This window comes from Falsiroseomonas selenitidurans (assembly GCF_012103215.1).
GTDB classification, from domain to species: Bacteria; Pseudomonadota; Alphaproteobacteria; order Acetobacterales; family Acetobacteraceae; genus Falsiroseomonas; species Falsiroseomonas selenitidurans.
This window is the reverse complement of record NZ_JAAVNE010000001.1, coordinates 293,997-310,005: the sequence shown is the minus strand read 5'-3', so window position 1 is coordinate 310,005 and position 16,009 is coordinate 293,997. Positions and strand designations below refer to the sequence as shown.

Below are 16,009 nucleotides of genomic sequence, written 5' to 3'. Positions count from 1 at the left end.
CCTGGCCAAAGGCCTTGACCGTTGGGGCGAATCAATCCCACCATACGAGAAGAAATGTCAAGGTGCCCGCAGTGGCCCAGGGAGGAACGAAATGACCAACCGAATCACCGGCCTGACGCGGCGCGGCCTGGTGCTGGGGGCCGCGGCGCTGCCGCTGGCGGCGCCGGCCCTGGCGCAATCCGGCTTCCCGAACCGCCCGGTGCGCATCGTCATCGGCTTCCCGCCGGGCGGCGGCATCGACATCCTGGCACGGCTGATGGCGCCGCACATGGGTGCAAAGCTGGGCCAGCCCGTGGTGGTGGAAAACCGCCCGGGGGCGAACGGCCTGGTGGCGACGCAGGCGGTGGCGCAGGCCGATGCGGATGGCCACGCCATCTTCTTCGGCACCACCGGCAACCTGGCAGTGAACCCGGTGCTGTATCCGGCCATGGCGGTGGACGTGCTGCGCGACTTCGCGCCGCTGTCGCATGTCGCCAGCCTGGCCTTCGTGATGGTGGTGAACCCGCAGGTGCCGGCGCGCAGCCTGGCGGAGTTCATCGCGCTGGCGAAGTCCCAGCCCGGCAAGCTGAACTTCGCGTCCTCCGGCAATGGCGGCCTGCCGCATCTGTCCGGGGAATTGCTGAACGCCGCGGCGGGGATCGAGACGGTGCACGTGCCCTATCGCGGCAGCGCGCCCGCCTTCACCGATGTGATCGCCGGGCAGACCCAGTTCATGTTCGACGCGCTGGCCATCGCCCAGCCGCACATCGCCGCCGGCCGGGTCCGCGCCCTGGCCAGCACCGGGCCGAACCGGCTGGCCTCGCTGCCGGACGTGCCACTGGCGAAGGAGACGCTGCCGGGATTCGAGGTGGTGAACTGGTACGGCATGAGCGTCCGCGCCGGCACGCCGGCCCCGCTGGTGCAGCGCCTGCATGCGGAGGTCGCGGCGGCGCTGAAGGTGCCGGAAGTGGCGCAGCGCGCGGCCGGGCTGGGGCTGGACCTGGTCGGCAGCTCGCCCGACGCCTTCGCCACCTTCCAGCGGTCGGAGATCGAGCGCTGGGGCGGCGTGGTGCGCCGTGCCAACATCAAGGCGACCTGATCCGCCACGGCGGCGGCCGGACCTTCAGGGAGCGCTCCAGAAGGCCGGCGGCTGAGGGTCGGCAGGCGTTGCCGCGACCCTGCGAGGCGCCGCCGGGCCGGCCCGCTGATGTTGCCGAGCGGATGCGGCGGACTCTCAGCCCTCCGGCTCCAGCCGGGCCTCGGCCGCCATGGCGCGGATGATCGCCAGCAGCAGCCGGCGGGTGCGCGGCTGGCGCAGGGCGGCGAAGGCCGCAGCCAGTTCGTTCCAGTCGCGTGCCTCGGCGGCGCTCGGCACGGTCGGGGCGGTGGGCGGGCCTTCCTCCTGCAGCCCGTTCAGCAGCAGCCTGCTGTCCACCTCCAGCAGGTCCGCCAGGGCGGGCAGCATGCGGGCGGGCAGGCGGGTCTTGCCGGTCTCGTATTTCTGCACCTGCTGGTAGGTGACGCCGAGCACCTGGGCGAGGTCCGATTGCGACAGGCGGCGCTGCCGCCGAAGGGTGCGCAGGCGCTCGCCCAGCCGGGCATCGGCACTGCCCGCGGCCCGCGCTGTGGCCCGGCGGGGCGGTGCGATGGCGGCCACCCGGGCCGGATCGGCCATCGGTGCCTCAGGCATGGGCCGCCGGGGCGCGGCCGGCCGGACGCGCCGGCGGCTCCACCCGGTAGCCCACGCCCCAGACCGTCTGGATGATGTCGTCCGCCTGGCGCTCCGCCAGCTTGCGACGCAGCCGGCAGATGAAGACGCGCAGCACGCCGGCCGCGGCCTCCGGGTCGCCATCGTGCAGCGCCTCGCTGATCCGGTCCTTGCTCAGCACGCCGCCACGGGCAGACATCAGCATGTCCAGAACGTTCAGCTCATAGGGCGTGACCTCCACCGGCCGGCCATCGACGGCGAGGGTGGAGGAGGCACGGTCCAGCGCCACATTGCCGCAGCGCAGGGTCGCGGCCTTGCGCGCCGGGGCGCGGCGCTGGATGGCGGCGACGCGGGCCAGCAGGGTGGCAACCGGTGCCTTGCGCGCCAGCACGGCATCGGCGCCCAGGTTGAAGGCCTCCGCCTCCTGCCCCGGGGCCGCCGAGGCCAGCAGCACCACCGGCTGCTTCAGCCCCGCCTCGCGCAGGCCGCGCAGCACGGGGAAGGCGGTGCCGGCCAGGTTGGCGCAGTCCAGCACGATGCCGTCCATCTCCTCCGCGCCGGCGGCGATCGCCTCGACGGCGAGGGCATGGCCGGGTTCGTCCGCCATCGCCTCGGCCGATTGCGCCGCCACCACCATGCGCGTGGCGACGCCCGCCGCGCCGAGCCGCGCCACGACGTCGTTCTGCGCCGCGGTGTAGTCGGCGATGACCAGAAGCTGCAGCATCTTGCCTGTTCCCCTGACGGATGGGCCGCACGGCCCTTGTGCAGAGGTAAATTTAGCGCGAACGGCACACGGTTGCGTGTCAGCCTTCGTCGGGATTTCTGCGGGAAGGTCAGCCGCGGCCTACAACCAGGGCGGTTGCGGCGTCGGCGGGCAGGGCGCGGCCCAGCAGCCAGCCCTGCGCCGCGTCGCAGCCGGCGTCCCGCGCCACCGCGAATTGCGCTTCCGTCTCCAGCCCCTCCGCCACGATGTGCAGGCCGAGCGCGTGGATGGTGCCGGCCAGGCCGGTCAGCAGCCGGCGCTCCCGCGCATCCGTCGCCACATGCGCCAGCAGGGCGCGGTCCAGCTTCACCGTATCCACCTGCAGGCTGCCGAGAATGCCCAGGGAGGAGAAGCCGGCGCCGAAATCATCCAGCGCCACGCGCACCCCGAGCGCACGCAGCGCGCCCACCATGGCCGCCGCGCCGCGGCCGAAGGCGACGGTTTCCGTCAGCTCCGCCACCAGCGCCTCGGGCGGCAGATCCTCTTGCTGCAGCGTGTCGCGGAACAGCGCGGGGATGTCCTGGCCTTCCAGCTGGCGGCCGGAGAGGTTCACCGCGATGTAGGGCGGGCGCCCCGTGCCGCCGCGCCGCCAGGCCGCTGCCTGGCGCGCGGCCTCGCGCAGCGCCCAGGCACCGAGATCCAGGATCGCCGGGCCGTCCTCCGCCACGGCGATGAACTCCGCGGGCGGGATCCGGCCGAGCGTCGGGTGACTCCAGCGCATCAGCGCCTCGAAGCCCTGCAGGCGGCGGTCGGCGATGCGGAAGATCGGCTGGTAGACCAGCGAGATCTCGCCACGGCCCAGGGCATGGCGCAGGTCGCGCAGAATGGTCAGCCGGCGCTCCGCGGCGTGCTGCATTGCCGGGGTGAACAGGATGCAGCGGCCGCCGCCATCGTGGCGGGCGACATTGCCGGCGATCCGCGCCGCGACATCCAGCGCCGGCGCCGCGGCACCTGCGCCCTGGGCGACGCCCAGGCTGGCGGTCAGCCGCAGCGGGCCGGCGGGGTGCGCGACGGGCTGTTCCACCGCGGCGCGCATCCGCTCGGCCACGGCAAGCGCGGCGGCTTCGTCCGGGCAGCCGGGGCCCGCGGCGGCGAATTCGTCGCTGCCGATGCGCCCCAGGGTCCAGCCCGGCGCCACCGCGCTGCGCAGGCGCTCCGCCATCGCCCGCAGCACCGCGTCGCCGACGCTGCTGCCGGCTGCCTCGTTCAGGGCCGAGAAGCGGTCCAGGTCGACGGCGATGACGGCGAAATCATCCGCCCCGGGCCCGGCTTCCGCGGCGACCGCCGCCAGGTGGGCAGCGAAGCCGGCGCGGTTCGGCAGGCCGGTCAGCGGGTCGCGCGCCTGCGCATCCTCCCGCGCCGCCTCGGCCGCCGCCAGGCGCACGGCCTTCGCCGCGCGGTCGCGCGCCGCCTGCCGCTTGGCGGCGGCGCGGCTGCGGGCAGCACGCGCCACGGCGACCATCTCATCCAGGGTGAAGGGCTTGCGGACGAAGTCGAAGGCGCCGGCGCGCACGGCGGCCACGGCATCCTCGATGGTCGCATGGCCGGTCATCACCACCGTCTCGATCGCCTGCGCCTCCGGCCGGTTCATCACCAGGCGCCGCACCAGGGACAGGCCATCCTCGCCCGGCATGCGGATATCGGTGACCACCACGCCGATCTCCGGTGCCGTTTCCAGCGCCGCCTGGGCGGCGGCGGTGGAGGTGGCGATGGTCACCGCCAGGCCGGCATCCTCCAGCCCCAGCGCCAGTTCCTCGGCGATCCAGACCTCGTCATCCACCACCAGCACGGCAAGGTCCCCGTCCCGGGTCGCCTCGGCCAGAGTCCGCGCCTCGTCCACGCCCATCACCACCGAATCCTTCCGCGCGCGCCAGGTCCTGAGTACGGCGGGCAGCCCGCATCCTCGTCAGAATCGATGCTACGGTCTTAATCACGCCGCCGATCGGCCGGCGCGTCAGCCGCGGCCGGCGAGGAGGGCGTCCCGGGCCCGCGTTGTGGCGGCGACGAGATCCTCCCAGGCGAAGGGCTTCAGCAGCACGGCACCGGCGCCGGCATCCCGCGCCGCCTGCTGGTCGGCCGGGCCGGCATGGCCGCTCATCGCCACGATCTGCACCAGGGCCTCGGTGAAGGGGGGTTGGCGCAGCAGCCGGATCAGTTGCAGCCCGCCCATCCCGGGCATGCGCAGATCCGTCACCACCACGCCGCCCTGCGGCGCCGCCAGGAGCCGACGGATCGCATCCTGCGCCGACTCGGCGATCGTCGTGGCGAAGCCCTCCGCCTCCAGCCCCTCGGCGATCTCGAGGGCGAGGTCGGGTTCGTCGTCGACGATGATGACGGGAACGGGGCGGGGGGTGTCCATCGGGCAGGGTATCCGTCGCCGCGCGCGGCACCCAGCGGCCGTCCTGGCCGGATGGCACCGTGCCGCTGCGCCGCGCTGCCGGGGGGCAGACGACGCCGGCGGGACTATGGCGCCGCGCGGCAGCCAGACACTGTCCAGAAATGTCTGATTTTCTTCCGGGCGGTTGCGGTGTCCGCGCCGCTGCGGGATCAAGCCACGCTGGCGGCCCGATTCTGGCCGGGGCGGGAGCGGATCGTGGCGAGTCCGGGCGATGCAGACATCATGGCAGGGGCCTCAGCGCTGCCACCGCGTATCCTGATCGTCGAGGATGACGCCGCGCTGGCGGAGGAGATGGCGCAAACCCTGTCCGACTACGGCATGCGGCCCGGCATCGCGGCGAGCTGGGAGGCGGCGGTGGCGGCGGTGGAGGCGGCGCCGCCCGATCTCGTCGTGCTCGACCAGCGGCTGGGGCATGTCGACACGCTGCCGCGGATCGGCGCGCTGCGCGCCCTGACCAGCGCCACCGTCCTGGTGCTGACCGGCAACCGGGCGGAGACCGACCGCATCGTGGCGCTGGAGATCGGCGCCGATGATTTCCTCCTGAAGCCGATTTCGGGGCGGGAACTGGTGGCGCGGATCCGGGCGCATCTGCGCCGCGGCCAGGCGGCACGGCCGGCCGCCGCAGCCCCGGCCCCGGCCCCGGCCCCGGCGCAGACGGCAGCCCAGGCGCTGCCGCAGGGCGATGCCCTGCCCGGCGCGGCGGGCTGGCGCCTGCTGCCGATGGAGCGTGCGCTGCGGCGCGCCGATGGTAGCCCGGTGCCACTGACGGGGGCGGAATTCGACCTGCTGGCGCTTCTGGCGGAGACCCCCGGCGTGCCGGTGGACCGGGAGACGCTGACCCAGCGCGTGCTGCGTCGGCCCTGGCGGGCCGAGGACCGGGCGCTGGACAATCTGGTGCTGCAGCTGCGCCGCAAGATGGGGCCGGGCGGCGACCGGGTCGTGCTGGCGGTCCGCGGCCAGGGCTACAGCTTCGCCGGATTTCCGCGCGGCTGACATGCCCCGGCGGCGGAACGCCACGCCGCGCCGCACCGGCGATGCCCGACAATGCCTGACAAAAATACAGACTTTCCGCGGCCGTTGGCCTGATAGCCTGAAGCCAGGTCGACCGCAGCCAATCCGGCGGGCCGGCGACCACCCCCACGGAGCCGGCCTTGCCTTCCAGATCCGAGATGCTGCCGCTTGCCTGCCAGGACGGGGCGCCTGGGGCCGGGTTGCGCGAGCCCGGCGGCGCGGCGCCGCGGGCACGGGCCCAGGCGCGGCTGCGGCTGGCGACGCGCGGCTGGTTCGCCTGGCTCGCCGCGCTGTTGCTGGCCGCCGCGGCACTGCTGGGCAGCGAGACGCTGCTCGCCCGGCTGGCGGCGGACCGTGCCGGGCGCGCGGCCGGCGAGGCCGATGCCGCGGCGACGATCGCCCATCAGATCGTGCTGCGGCGGCTGGAAGCGGTGGACGTGCTGCACCGGCTGACCCAGACCCGGCACGACCTGATGGCCCAGGCCGATCATCTCGGCCAGCAGGCGATCGAGGCGGAGCTGGCGCGCACCGCCAATGAAGGGCAGTTCGGCTTCATCCAGGTCGCGGTGATCGACCGCGCGGGCTGGCTGACCTGGTCCAGCGTTCCCGGCTTCTCCAGGCGCCTGCTGCTGGCGGATCGCGAGCATTTCCGCGTCCATGCCGAGGGGCTGGACGCGCTGTTCGCCAGTGTCCCGGTACTGGGCCGGGCCAGCAACCGCTGGACCGTGCAGTTCACCCGGCCGTTGAAGAGCGGGCCGGCCTTCGATGGCGTCGTCGTCGTCTCGATGGACCTGCTGAACCTCTCGGAGGAACTGAACGAGATCCGCTTCCGCGCCGAGGACCAGGTGCAGGTGCTGCGGGGCGCGGTGGGGGTGGCCAGCAGCGACGAGGCCGGGAGCGGCATCGGCACGCGCCTGGCGCCGGAGGATCCGCGCCTGGCGCTGCCGGACGGGCCCGGCCGCGGCACCTTCTTCCGCCCGGCCGGTCCTGGCCGGGCGCCGGCCGTGATCGGCTGGCGGCGCAGCGCGGACACGCCCTTCCTGGTCACCTATGTGCTGGACCAGAGCGCGGCGGAGGCGGCCTTCGCGCGCCTCGCCCTGCTGGTGCGGCTGGCGGCCGGCGGCGCCGGGCTGATCGCCGTGCTGCTGGTGGCGCTGGGGCACGCCAGCCGCGCGCGCGGCGAGGCGAGGCGCGATGCGGAGCGGGCGGAGACGGAGCGCCGCCTGTCCGCCGCCGCGCAGGCCGCCTATGTGCGGCGCATCGATGGCCTGCCGGCGATGATCTATGGCGGCCGCATCGGCCCCGACGGGCATCTGGACCTGACCCATGTGAGCGACAGCGCCGAGCGGGTGATCGGCTGGAGGGCCGGGCAGGTGCTCACCATGGCCGACCGCCAGCTGCTGTTCGACCCGGATGGAGGGCCGACGCGCCGGGACCTCTACGCCGAGGTCGCCCGCTCCGGCCAGGCGCTCAGCGAACAGCGCCTGCGGCGCCAGGATGGAAGCTGGATCTGGGTGCGCGATTCGCTGCGCGTGGTGGATCGGGCCCCGGACGGGACGGCGGAGGTGATCGGCTACATGGCCGACATCACCGAGGAACGGCGGATCCGCGCCGGCCTGCAATCCACCGGCCGGCTGACCACGCTGGGCGAGATGGCGACCGGCCTGGCGCACGAGTTGAACCAGCCGCTGGCGGTGATGTCGCTGGCCGCCGACAACGCCACCCGGGCGCTGCGCCGCAACGGCGCGGCGGCGCTGCCGGCGGTGGAGGAAAGGCTGGCGCGGATCGGCGTTCAGGCGCAGCGGGCGCGGGCGATCGTCGACCACCTGCGGGTCTTCGGTCGGCAGGACGAGGGCGAGGCGGAGGCTGTCTCCCTCGCCAGCGCGGTGGAGGGGGCGCGGGTGCTGGCGGCGGGCGCGCTGCGCGAAGCCGGCGTGGCGCTGCGGGTGGACCTGCCGGAGGACCTGCCGCCGGTGATCGCCCGGCTGATCCCGCTGGAGCAGGCGCTGGTGAACCTGCTGCTGAACGCGCGCGACGCCATCCGCAGCCATCATGCCGAGGGCGCGGCGCCCTCCCTCGTCGTCATCCGGGCGGCGGCGGGTCCGGCCTGTCCGGGCATGGTCAGGGTCGCCGTCTCCGACACCGGCGGCGGGATCTCGCCCGAGGTCATGGAACGGCTGTTCGAGCCCTTCTTCACCACCAAGCCGCCGGGCCAGGGCACCGGGCTCGGCCTGTCGCTGTGCCATGCGACGATGAAGTCCTTCGGTGGCGGCATCAGCGCCGCGAATGATCCGGAGGGCGCCGTCTTCACCCTGACCTTTCGTCAGGCCACGGCCGCACTTGACATGGCCGAAAGCGCCGTCGAGGCGGCCTGAGCGCCCACCGAAGCGGGTGAATCCTCGTGCGGCGCACAACCTGCGGACCAAGTCGCGAAATCTGGACTTTCGTCATGGTTGTGGCGCGACAAAGTCGGATCAACCCTTACGATTGCTGACTGGAGCCGCCGCACCTTCTTAACGAAGATGTGAATGCAGAGACAGTGCCACGGACAAAACCTCCCCCCTCCGTCCGTTGCCCAGCGAAAATCGCAAGGAACCTACCGATGCGCATTCTGGTCGTGGCCTCCAACCCCCTTTCCGGCCAGCGGCTCCGCAGCTCCCTGGCGCATGAAGGCCTGATGGCGGATCTGGTCGGCCTGGACGAGGACCCCTGCGAAACCGCTCGCCAATCCGGCCCCTTCGATGCCGTGCTGATCGAATCCGCCAGCCTGGCGCCGCATGTGCTGTGCGCGCTGCGCAACCTGGCGCGGCAGCGCCTTGGCATCCCGCTGGTCATGCTGGTGGGCGCCGCGACGCCGGAGCAGGAGGCCGAGGGCCTGGATGCCGGCGCCGACGACGTGCTGCTGGCGCCGATGCCCATGATGTCCCTGGTGGTGCGGCTGCGGTCCCTGCAGCGCCGGATGCTGGGGCATCTGAGCGCCTGGATCAGCATCGGCAACGTCACCCTGAACCAGGCCCGGATGGTGATCACGGTCGATGGGCGCGAGTTGCGGATCACCCGCCGCGAATACGACGTGATGGAGATGCTGTTCCTGCGTCGCGGCAACCTGGTGACGAAGGCGGATTTCCTGTCGCGCCTGTATGGCACGGAGGAGGGGCCGGACAGCCGGACGCTCGATGTCTTCATCTGCAAGGTGCGCCGTAAGCTGGCCGCCGCCGGCGCGGCGGAATTCATCCGCACGGCCTGGGGCCGCGGCTACATGGCGGAGGAGCCGCCGCCGGCGGCGATCGAGGCGGCACGCGCCCGCTTCGCCGACGGCAAGCTGCGCCGCCCCAGCCGCCTGACGGTGCCGGCCAAGGTCTGGGCCGAAGCCGCCTGAGCGCCTGGCGCGCAGGCCGGCGCCGGCGAAGCCCGGCCGGCGCCGCCGCGCAGCGATCCCGCCAGGCTGGGATGCCCCACGGCCGCGCGCCGGCACGCCCTGCCGGCGGTGCCGGCAAAGGTCAGGCGATGTCGGCGCTGGACGATCCTTCCTGACCTAACCCGACAGGCTTTGCCCTGCCGCCTGGCCGATGATCGGCCCCGTGCCCGCCCTGTTGCGGCGGGCCGCCGATCGTATCGAGGTTCCAGGTGCTGCGTCCCGCCGGTCTGCCCATTCCGCTCCAATCACCCTACCCGCAAGGCCGTCGTGGCGTGCTGGCGGCGCTGCTGGGCCTTGGGGTCGCCGGCACGATGCTCGGCCCGCGCCTGGCGCAGGCGCCGCAGGCCACGCCGATGCCGGCGCTGCCGGCCCTGGCGCCCCGGGCTTCCTCGGGCAGTGCGGCGGACCGGGCGGAATGGGCGGTGTTCCGCCAGCGCTTCCTGGCGGCGGATGGGCGGGTGGTGGATACCGGCAATGCCAATGTCTCGCATTCCGAGGGCCAGGGCTTCGGAATGCTGCTGGCCGAATGGGCCGGGGACCGCGACAGCTTCGAGCGCATGCTGCATTGGACGATCTCCGCCCTGGCGCGGCCTTCGGACCGGCTCGCCGCCTGGCGCTGGGCGCCCTATGACAGCAACCCGGTTTCCGACCTCAACAACGCCACCGATGGCGACCTGGCCATCGCCTGGGCGTTGCAGCGCGCGGCGGCGCGGTGGGAGGTGCCGGCCTGGCGCCGCCTGGCTTCCGGCATCGTCGCGGACATCCTGGCGCTGTGCACCCGCACCGTGGCGGACCGCATCCTGCTGCTGCCGGGCGCGGCAGGGTTCACCCGGGCGCAGGGCTGCGTGGTTAACCTCTCCTACTACAACCTGCCGGCGCTGCGCGCCCTGGCGCCGCTGGCCGGCGCCGGCGCATTGGCGGCGGTCGAGGCGGATGGCCGCGCCCTGCTGGCGCAGGCGCGCTTCGGCCGCTGGGGCCTGCCGCCGGACTGGCTGATGGTGGATGCCGCGACCGGCCGGCTGAGCCCCGCCACCGGCTGGCCGGCGCGCTTCTCCTGGGACGCGATCCGCGTGCCGCTGTTCCTGGCCTGGGCCGGGCAGAACGAGGCGCCGGGCCTGGTGGCGGCGGCGCGGTTCTGGGCGCAGGCGCGGCCGGAGAGCCTGCCGGCCTGGGCCGATCTGCGCAGCGGCGCGCTCTCGCCCTATGCCGGCCATGCCGGGGTGCGCGCGATCGCCGCGCTGAGCCAGGCGGCGACCGGCGGCGCCGCGTCGGCATGGCCGGCGCTGCAGCAGGCGCCGGATTATTACGCGGCGGCGCTGGTGATGCTGGCCCGCATGGCGCGGGCGGAAATGCCCGGTGCCCCGCCGCACGCGCCTGCCTGCGGCGCATGAGGGCGAGGTCGCGCCGGGCCGCCCCGTTCAGTGGCGAGCGACAAAGTCGCGCCATGCAGCCCCTCGGCCGCGGCGGGCGGATCCGGGCGGTGCTGGCGAAGGGAAGCTGAGGATGGCAGGCGCGGCTGGAGCAAACGCCGGGTGCGGACATTCCCCGGCATGATGCGCGGCACCGCGCGGCGATGACGGGCCAGCCCCCCTCCGGCCCGCCCGGGGGCATGGCCCTCGCCGCCGCCGGGCGACGGCCTCTGGCCCGCGACGCAGGGGAGGTGCCCGAAGTGCCGCGCCGCCCGTCCCTCCGGAAGCGGGACAGGCCGCAGGGCCGACCTCGGGTCTGGTCGTGGGGCCTGCTTCAGCGGGCCCTGCCGGCGCCGGCCGGCCTGCCCTGCCGCAGGGACGGACCCTCGCTGGCCGATGTCGGCCCGCTGCTGGCCCTGGGCTCCGGTGCGGCGCTGCTGGCCCTGGTGGCGCTGCTGCAGCCGGGCCTCGCGCCGGTCCTCCCCGGCCTGTTGCTGGCGGCCTGCCTCGCCGCCCTGCTGCTGGCCGCCAGCGGCCTGCGGGCCGGCAAGCGGGCCCTGCGCGGCATGGCCGCGGTGGCGCGCGCAGCGGCCTCCGGCGACCTCGAACGCCGCATCGTCCACCTGCCGGAACCGGGCGCGGTGGGCGACCTGCACCGCGCGGTGAACGCGCTGCTGGACGTGACGGACGCCTTCGTGCGCGAAGCGGGCGGGGCCTCCGCCGCCGCGGCCGATGGGCGCTTCCACCGCACCGTGCTGCTGCGCGGCCTGCAGGGCGCCTTCCAGCAGGCGGCGGAGGCAATCAACAACGCCGGCGCGCAGCTGCGCACGCAGGAGGCCACGCGACGTGCCGCGGCGCGGGCGGAAGCCGAGCGCGGCCTGGCGGAGGCCGCCAAGGCGGCCTATGCGCGGCGCATCGCCGGCCTGCCGGCGCTGATCTACGGCGGTGAGATCGACGCCGCCGGCCGCTTCCTGCTGCGCCACGCCAGCGACAGCGCGATGCGCGTGATCGGCTGGCCGGCGGAGACGCTGCTCGGCATGCCGGACCGCGCCGCGCTGCTGGAGGCGGAGGAGCATGCCGGCCAGCCCGCCTTCTTCCGCAGCGTGGCCGCTTCCGGCGAAGCGAATCGCGAGTTCCGCCTGCGCCGCGCCGATGGCGGCTGGATCTGGGTGCGCGATTCGATGCGCGTGGTCGACCGCCTGCCGGATGGCGGGGTGGAGATCATCGGCTACATGGCCGACATCACGGAGCAACGGCAGATGCAGGCGCGGCTGCAATCCGCCGGCCGCCTGACCACGCTGGGCGAGATGGCGACCGGCCTGGCGCATGAGCTGAACCAGCCGCTGGCGGTGATGTCGCTGGCTGCCGACAATGCCATGCGCGCGCTGCGCGGCCGCGGCGCGGAGGCGCTGCCGAGCGTCAGCGAGCGGCTGGCGCGCATCGGCAGCCAGGCCAAGCGGGCGCGGGAGATCGTCGACCACCTGCGGCTGTTCGGGCGGCCGGATGAGGGCGAGCCGGAGCCGGTGGACCTGGCCGCGGCGATCGAGGGGGCGACGGTGCTGGCGCATGGCGCGCTGGCTTCGGCCGGCATCGTGCTGCTGGTGGAACTCGTCCCCCGCCTGCCGCCGGTGATGGCGCGGCTGGTGCCGCTGGAACAGGCGATCGTCAACCTGCTGGTGAATGCGCGCGACGCCATCCGTGAGACGGCCCCGGCCGAGGGCGCCACCGGCCGCATCACCATCGCCGCCCGGATGCAGGAGGAGGCGGTGGTGATGACGGTGTCCGACACCGGCGGCGGCATCCCGGAGCCGCATCTCGAGAGGCTGTTCGAGCCCTTCTTCACCACCAAGCCGCCGGATCGCGGCACCGGGCTCGGGCTTTCGCTGTGCCATGCGACGATGCGCAGCTTCGGCGGCGGGATCGCCGCGGCGAACGGGCCGGAGGGCGCGGTCTTCACCCTGCGCTTCCGTCCGGCCACCGCTGCAGGAATGCTTGACGGCGTGCCGCGCGGTTAATCTCCTGGTCACAGCCTCGCGGTCTTGTTGCCCGGCCTGGCATGGCGCCGCCGGCCGGGCGCCGGAGGACCCCCGCGTGGCGACGAGCAAGAGACCCGATCCGACCGGCCGCGAAAGCCCGCTGCGCGACGACGAGTTCATCGTCACCAAGACCGATCCGACCGGCCGCATCACCTATGCGAACGAGGTGTTCCTGCGCGTCTCGCATCTCAGCCTGCGCGAGGCGCTGGGCGAGCCGCACAGCCTGATCCGCCACCCCGCCATGCCGCGCAGCGTCTTCCGCCTGATGTGGGAGACCATCGGCAGGGACGGCGAGTTCTTCGGCTATGTCTGCAACCTGGCGAGCAATGGCGACCACTACTGGGTCTTCGCGCATGTGACGCTGAGCCGTGACGGCGCCGGGCGTCTGGTGGGCTACCACTCCAACCGACGCAAGCCGGATGCGGCGCAGGTGGCGCGGATCGAGCCGGTCTACCGCCGCCTGGTGGAGGAGGAACGGCGCCATGCCGATCACCGCGCCGGGCTCGAGGCCGGCAGCCGGCTGTTCGCGCAGATGATGCGCGAAAGGGGGGTGCCTTATGACGCCTTCGCCTTTTCGCTCTAGCCCCCGGGCCGATCTGCGCGCGCCCGACGCCACGATCGAGGCGGCCGGCGGGCTGGCCCTGCCGGCCGGCCGGCGGGGTTTTCCGGCCATGGTGCGGCGGCGCGAGGCCGCATGAGCCTGGACGCGGCCCTGGCGCGCGCGACGAGCGGGCTGCGCCACACCACGCGGCAGATCGAGGTGACGTCGCAGAACGTCGCCAATGCGGGGGTGGAGGGCTACACGCGCAAGACCGCGGCGGGACAGCAATCCGCGGCGGCCGGCGTGCGCACGCTGGAGATCCAGCGCGATGTCGATCTCGGCCTGCAGGCGGAGGCGCGTGCGGCGCGCGGGGAGGCGGCGGCGGCACAGCTGCGCAGCGACACGCTGGCACCGCTGGCGCAGCTGCAGGGCAACCCTTCCGACGGCAGCAGCCTGGGCGGGCTGGTGGGTGCGCTGCGCGACGAGTTCACCCAGCTGCGCGCGGGCCCGGACGACAGCGCGGCGCAGGCCGAGACGCTGCGCAGTGCCGGCACGCTGGTGGACCGTCTGGGCGAGGTCGCCGGCGCCGTGGCGCGCAGCCGGCAGACGGTGCAGGACGGGCTGCGCACGGATGTGGACGCCGCCAACGGCCTGCTGCGCGACATCGCCCGGCTGGATGCGCGGGTGAAGGCGGAACGTGCCGCCGGGCGCAACGGCGCCGATACGCTGGACCAGCGCGACGCCGCGCTGGGCCGGCTTTCGGAACTGCTGGACATCACGCCGGTGCAGAATGGCGATGGCGGGCTGACGCTGGTGCTGCGCGGCGGCGCCATCCTGCCGCTGGACCCGGAGGGCAGCCCGCTGGGCCTGGAAGATGCGCTGACCGCGCCCGGCGCCTATCACGGCGCCCCCGCCGGCACGCTGCCCGGGCTGACGCTGAACGGCGTGGCGCTGAGCGACGTGCCGCGCGGCGGGCGCATCGGCGAGGGGATGGTGCTGCGCGACGAGATCCTGGCCGGCATGGGCGCGGAGCTGGACACGCTGGCCACCACCCTGGCCGGCCGCCTCAGTGAACAGGGCCTGACGCTGTTCACCGAGCCGGGCGGCGGCGCACCGCCGGCCACCGGCAGCGCCGCCGCACCCGGCTTCGCGCTGCGCATCACCGTCTCCCCCCAGGTGCAGTCGGAGCCGGCGACGCTGCGCGACGGCACGCCGGGCACGCCGGCCTTCCCGCCCAACCCGGACGGGCAGAGCGGCTACACCGCGCTGCTGGACCGCGTGCTGAACTTCGCCTTCGGCGACGAGCGCGCCGCCGGCACGGCGCATGCGGCCATCCCCGGCAGCGGGCTTGGCCCCGGCGGCGATCTCAGCTCCGACTTCGCGCCGCCGCGGCGGCTGGCCGATTACGCCGCGGCGGTCACCGCCTCCCACGCCGCGGAAGCCGGGGCGGCAGCGACGGCGGCGACGGCCTCCGCCGGCAATGCGACGCAGCTCGCCAGCCTGGTGCAGGCGCGGCAGGGCGTCGATGTGGACCAGGAGATGGCCGGGATGGTGACGCTGCAGAACGCCTATGCGGCGAATGCACGCATCATGTCGGTGGTGCAGAGCATGTGGGATGCCCTGCTGGCGGCGGTGCGGTGAGGAGTAGCCTGCGATGGACGTAAGCGGGTTTCCGGCCATGGACCGCGCCGCCAGCATGTCGGGCACGCTGCGCGCGAAGCTGAACGAGCAGATGCGCCAGGCCGCCGGCGGCCAGCGCGCCGACAGCTATGCCGGGCTTGGCGCCGCCGCGCGGCGCGCCGTCGACCTGCGTGCGGAACTCGCACGCCGCGACGTGATGGCGCGCACCATCGAGACCGGCGAGTCGCGTGCCGCGGCGACGCAGGTGACGCTGAAGCGCCTGACGACGATCGCCACCGACTTCTCCGGCAGCGCCAACGGGCTGCTCGGTGTGAACGCGGCGGATGCGACGCTGCTGGCGCAATCCGCGCGCACCGCGCTGCAGGAAGTGGCCGGCCTGCTGAACGACCGCTTCGGGGGCGAGGCGCTGTTCGGCGGCGCCGACCTGACGAATGCGCCGCTGCCCGGCGACATCACCGAAAGCGGCATGTTCGAGCAGATCCGCGCGGCGCTGGCCGGCATGGGCGAAGGCGACGGCGCCGCGGTGCGCGAATCGGTGAAGCAGATCGGCGCGAGCAACGAGCCGGGCGTCACCCCGTTTTCGGACTATGCCACCGCGGCGGCGGCGGGGACGGTGGACGACCCGCGACGGTCCGTTCCGGTGGAGGCCGGCGTGACCGTCGAGATCGGCCTCTATGCCAACCGCAACGCGGCCGCCTATGCCTCGACCGATCCGGACAGCACCGGGTCGTGGTCGCGCGACCTGCTGTATGGCCTGTCCGTGCTCGCCAATCTGGGGCCGGAGCAGGCGGCGAATCGCGACGACTTCACACAGGTGGTGCAGGGCGCCATCGGCGCGCTGCGCGCCGGCCTCGCCGGGGTGACGGAGGAAGCCGGCGCGCTGGGCACGACGGAGAAGCGCCTGGCTGAATCGCGACGGCACCACGAGGAGGTGGGGCAGCAGATCGAGCAGCAGGTCTCCGGCCTGGAGGATGTGGACCTGGCCGAGACGATCACGCGGCTGCAGGGCACGCAGGCGCAGCTGGAGGCCAGCTACCGCGTGCTGGCCATGCTGGGCGACCTTTCGCTGACCAAGTTCCTGCGCTGAGCGCTCGTGCATTGATGC

At 74.0% G+C, this 16,009-nt stretch carries 13 protein-coding genes; 9 read left to right on the top strand and 4 right to left on the bottom strand.

Annotated elements, in window-relative coordinates:
• Positions 1–91: 91 nt before the first annotated feature.
• On the top strand, positions 92–1,078 hold the full coding sequence (locus HEQ75_RS01385; RefSeq protein WP_168027114.1) for a Bug family tripartite tricarboxylate transporter substrate binding protein: 987 nt from the start codon (positions 92–94) through the stop codon (positions 1,076–1,078).
• Between the two features lie 135 nt (positions 1,079–1,213).
• Here the strand turns inward: HEQ75_RS01385 and HEQ75_RS01380 are convergent, their stop codons facing one another.
• The 4 genes from HEQ75_RS01380 to HEQ75_RS01365 form a co-directional block, all read right to left on the bottom strand.
• Positions 1,214–1,669: a helix-turn-helix domain-containing protein gene (locus HEQ75_RS01380; RefSeq protein ID WP_168027113.1), complete on the bottom strand. Its 456-nt coding sequence runs from the start codon at positions 1,667–1,669 to the stop codon at positions 1,214–1,216.
• The gene (locus HEQ75_RS01375) at positions 1,662–2,411 is read right to left on the bottom strand and encodes a winged helix-turn-helix transcriptional regulator (RefSeq protein WP_168027112.1); all 750 of its coding nucleotides are present in this window, start codon (positions 2,409–2,411) and stop codon (positions 1,662–1,664) included. Before HEQ75_RS01375 ends, HEQ75_RS01380 begins: the two co-directional genes overlap by 8 nt.
• Positions 2,412–2,520: 109 nt before the next feature.
• Positions 2,521–4,296, bottom strand: coding sequence for a putative bifunctional diguanylate cyclase/phosphodiesterase (locus HEQ75_RS01370; protein WP_168027111.1), 1,776 nt, complete (start codon positions 4,294–4,296; stop codon positions 2,521–2,523).
• A 108-nt stretch (positions 4,297–4,404) separates the two neighbouring features.
• On the bottom strand, positions 4,405–4,809 hold the full coding sequence (locus tag HEQ75_RS01365; RefSeq protein WP_168027110.1) for a response regulator: 405 nt from the start codon (positions 4,807–4,809) through the stop codon (positions 4,405–4,407).
• Positions 4,810–5,070: 261 nt separating this feature from the next.
• Between HEQ75_RS01365 and HEQ75_RS01360 the strand changes: the two genes are divergently transcribed.
• The 8 genes from HEQ75_RS01360 (at position 5,071) to HEQ75_RS01325 (ending at position 15,991) form a co-directional block, all read left to right on the top strand.
• Positions 5,071–5,841, top strand: coding sequence for a response regulator transcription factor (locus tag HEQ75_RS01360; RefSeq protein ID WP_168027109.1), 771 nt, complete (start codon positions 5,071–5,073; stop codon positions 5,839–5,841).
• 176 nt (positions 5,842–6,017) lie between these two features.
• Positions 6,018–8,234, top strand: a complete 2,217-nt coding sequence (locus tag HEQ75_RS28670) for an ATP-binding protein (RefSeq protein ID WP_168027108.1) — start codon at positions 6,018–6,020, stop codon at positions 8,232–8,234.
• A gap of 227 nt (positions 8,235–8,461) precedes the next feature.
• Complete coding sequence (locus tag HEQ75_RS01350; RefSeq protein ID WP_168027107.1) at positions 8,462–9,238, top strand: winged helix-turn-helix domain-containing protein; 777 nt, start codon at positions 8,462–8,464, stop codon at positions 9,236–9,238.
• A gap of 248 nt (positions 9,239–9,486) precedes the next feature.
• Complete coding sequence (locus HEQ75_RS01345; RefSeq protein WP_168027106.1) at positions 9,487–10,668, top strand: glycosyl hydrolase family 8; 1,182 nt, start codon at positions 9,487–9,489, stop codon at positions 10,666–10,668.
• Positions 10,669–10,886: 218 nt separating this feature from the next.
• Positions 10,887–12,701 carry a sensor histidine kinase gene (locus HEQ75_RS28665; protein ID WP_168027105.1) on the top strand — a complete coding sequence of 605 codons (1,815 nt, stop codon included), beginning with the start codon at positions 10,887–10,889 and terminating at the stop codon, positions 12,699–12,701.
• A gap of 76 nt (positions 12,702–12,777) precedes the next feature.
• Positions 12,778–13,305 carry a PAS domain-containing protein gene (locus HEQ75_RS01335; RefSeq protein ID WP_168026860.1) on the top strand — a complete coding sequence of 176 codons (528 nt, stop codon included), beginning with the start codon at positions 12,778–12,780 and terminating at the stop codon, positions 13,303–13,305.
• Positions 13,306–13,416: 111 nt separating this feature from the next.
• The gene (locus HEQ75_RS01330; protein WP_168027104.1) at positions 13,417–14,904 is read left to right on the top strand and encodes a flagellar hook-associated protein FlgK; all 1,488 of its coding nucleotides are present in this window, start codon (positions 13,417–13,419) and stop codon (positions 14,902–14,904) included.
• 13 nt (positions 14,905–14,917) lie between these two features.
• Positions 14,918–15,991, top strand: coding sequence for a flagellin (locus HEQ75_RS01325; protein WP_168027103.1), 1,074 nt, complete (start codon positions 14,918–14,920; stop codon positions 15,989–15,991).
• Positions 15,992–16,009 lie beyond the last annotated feature (18 nt).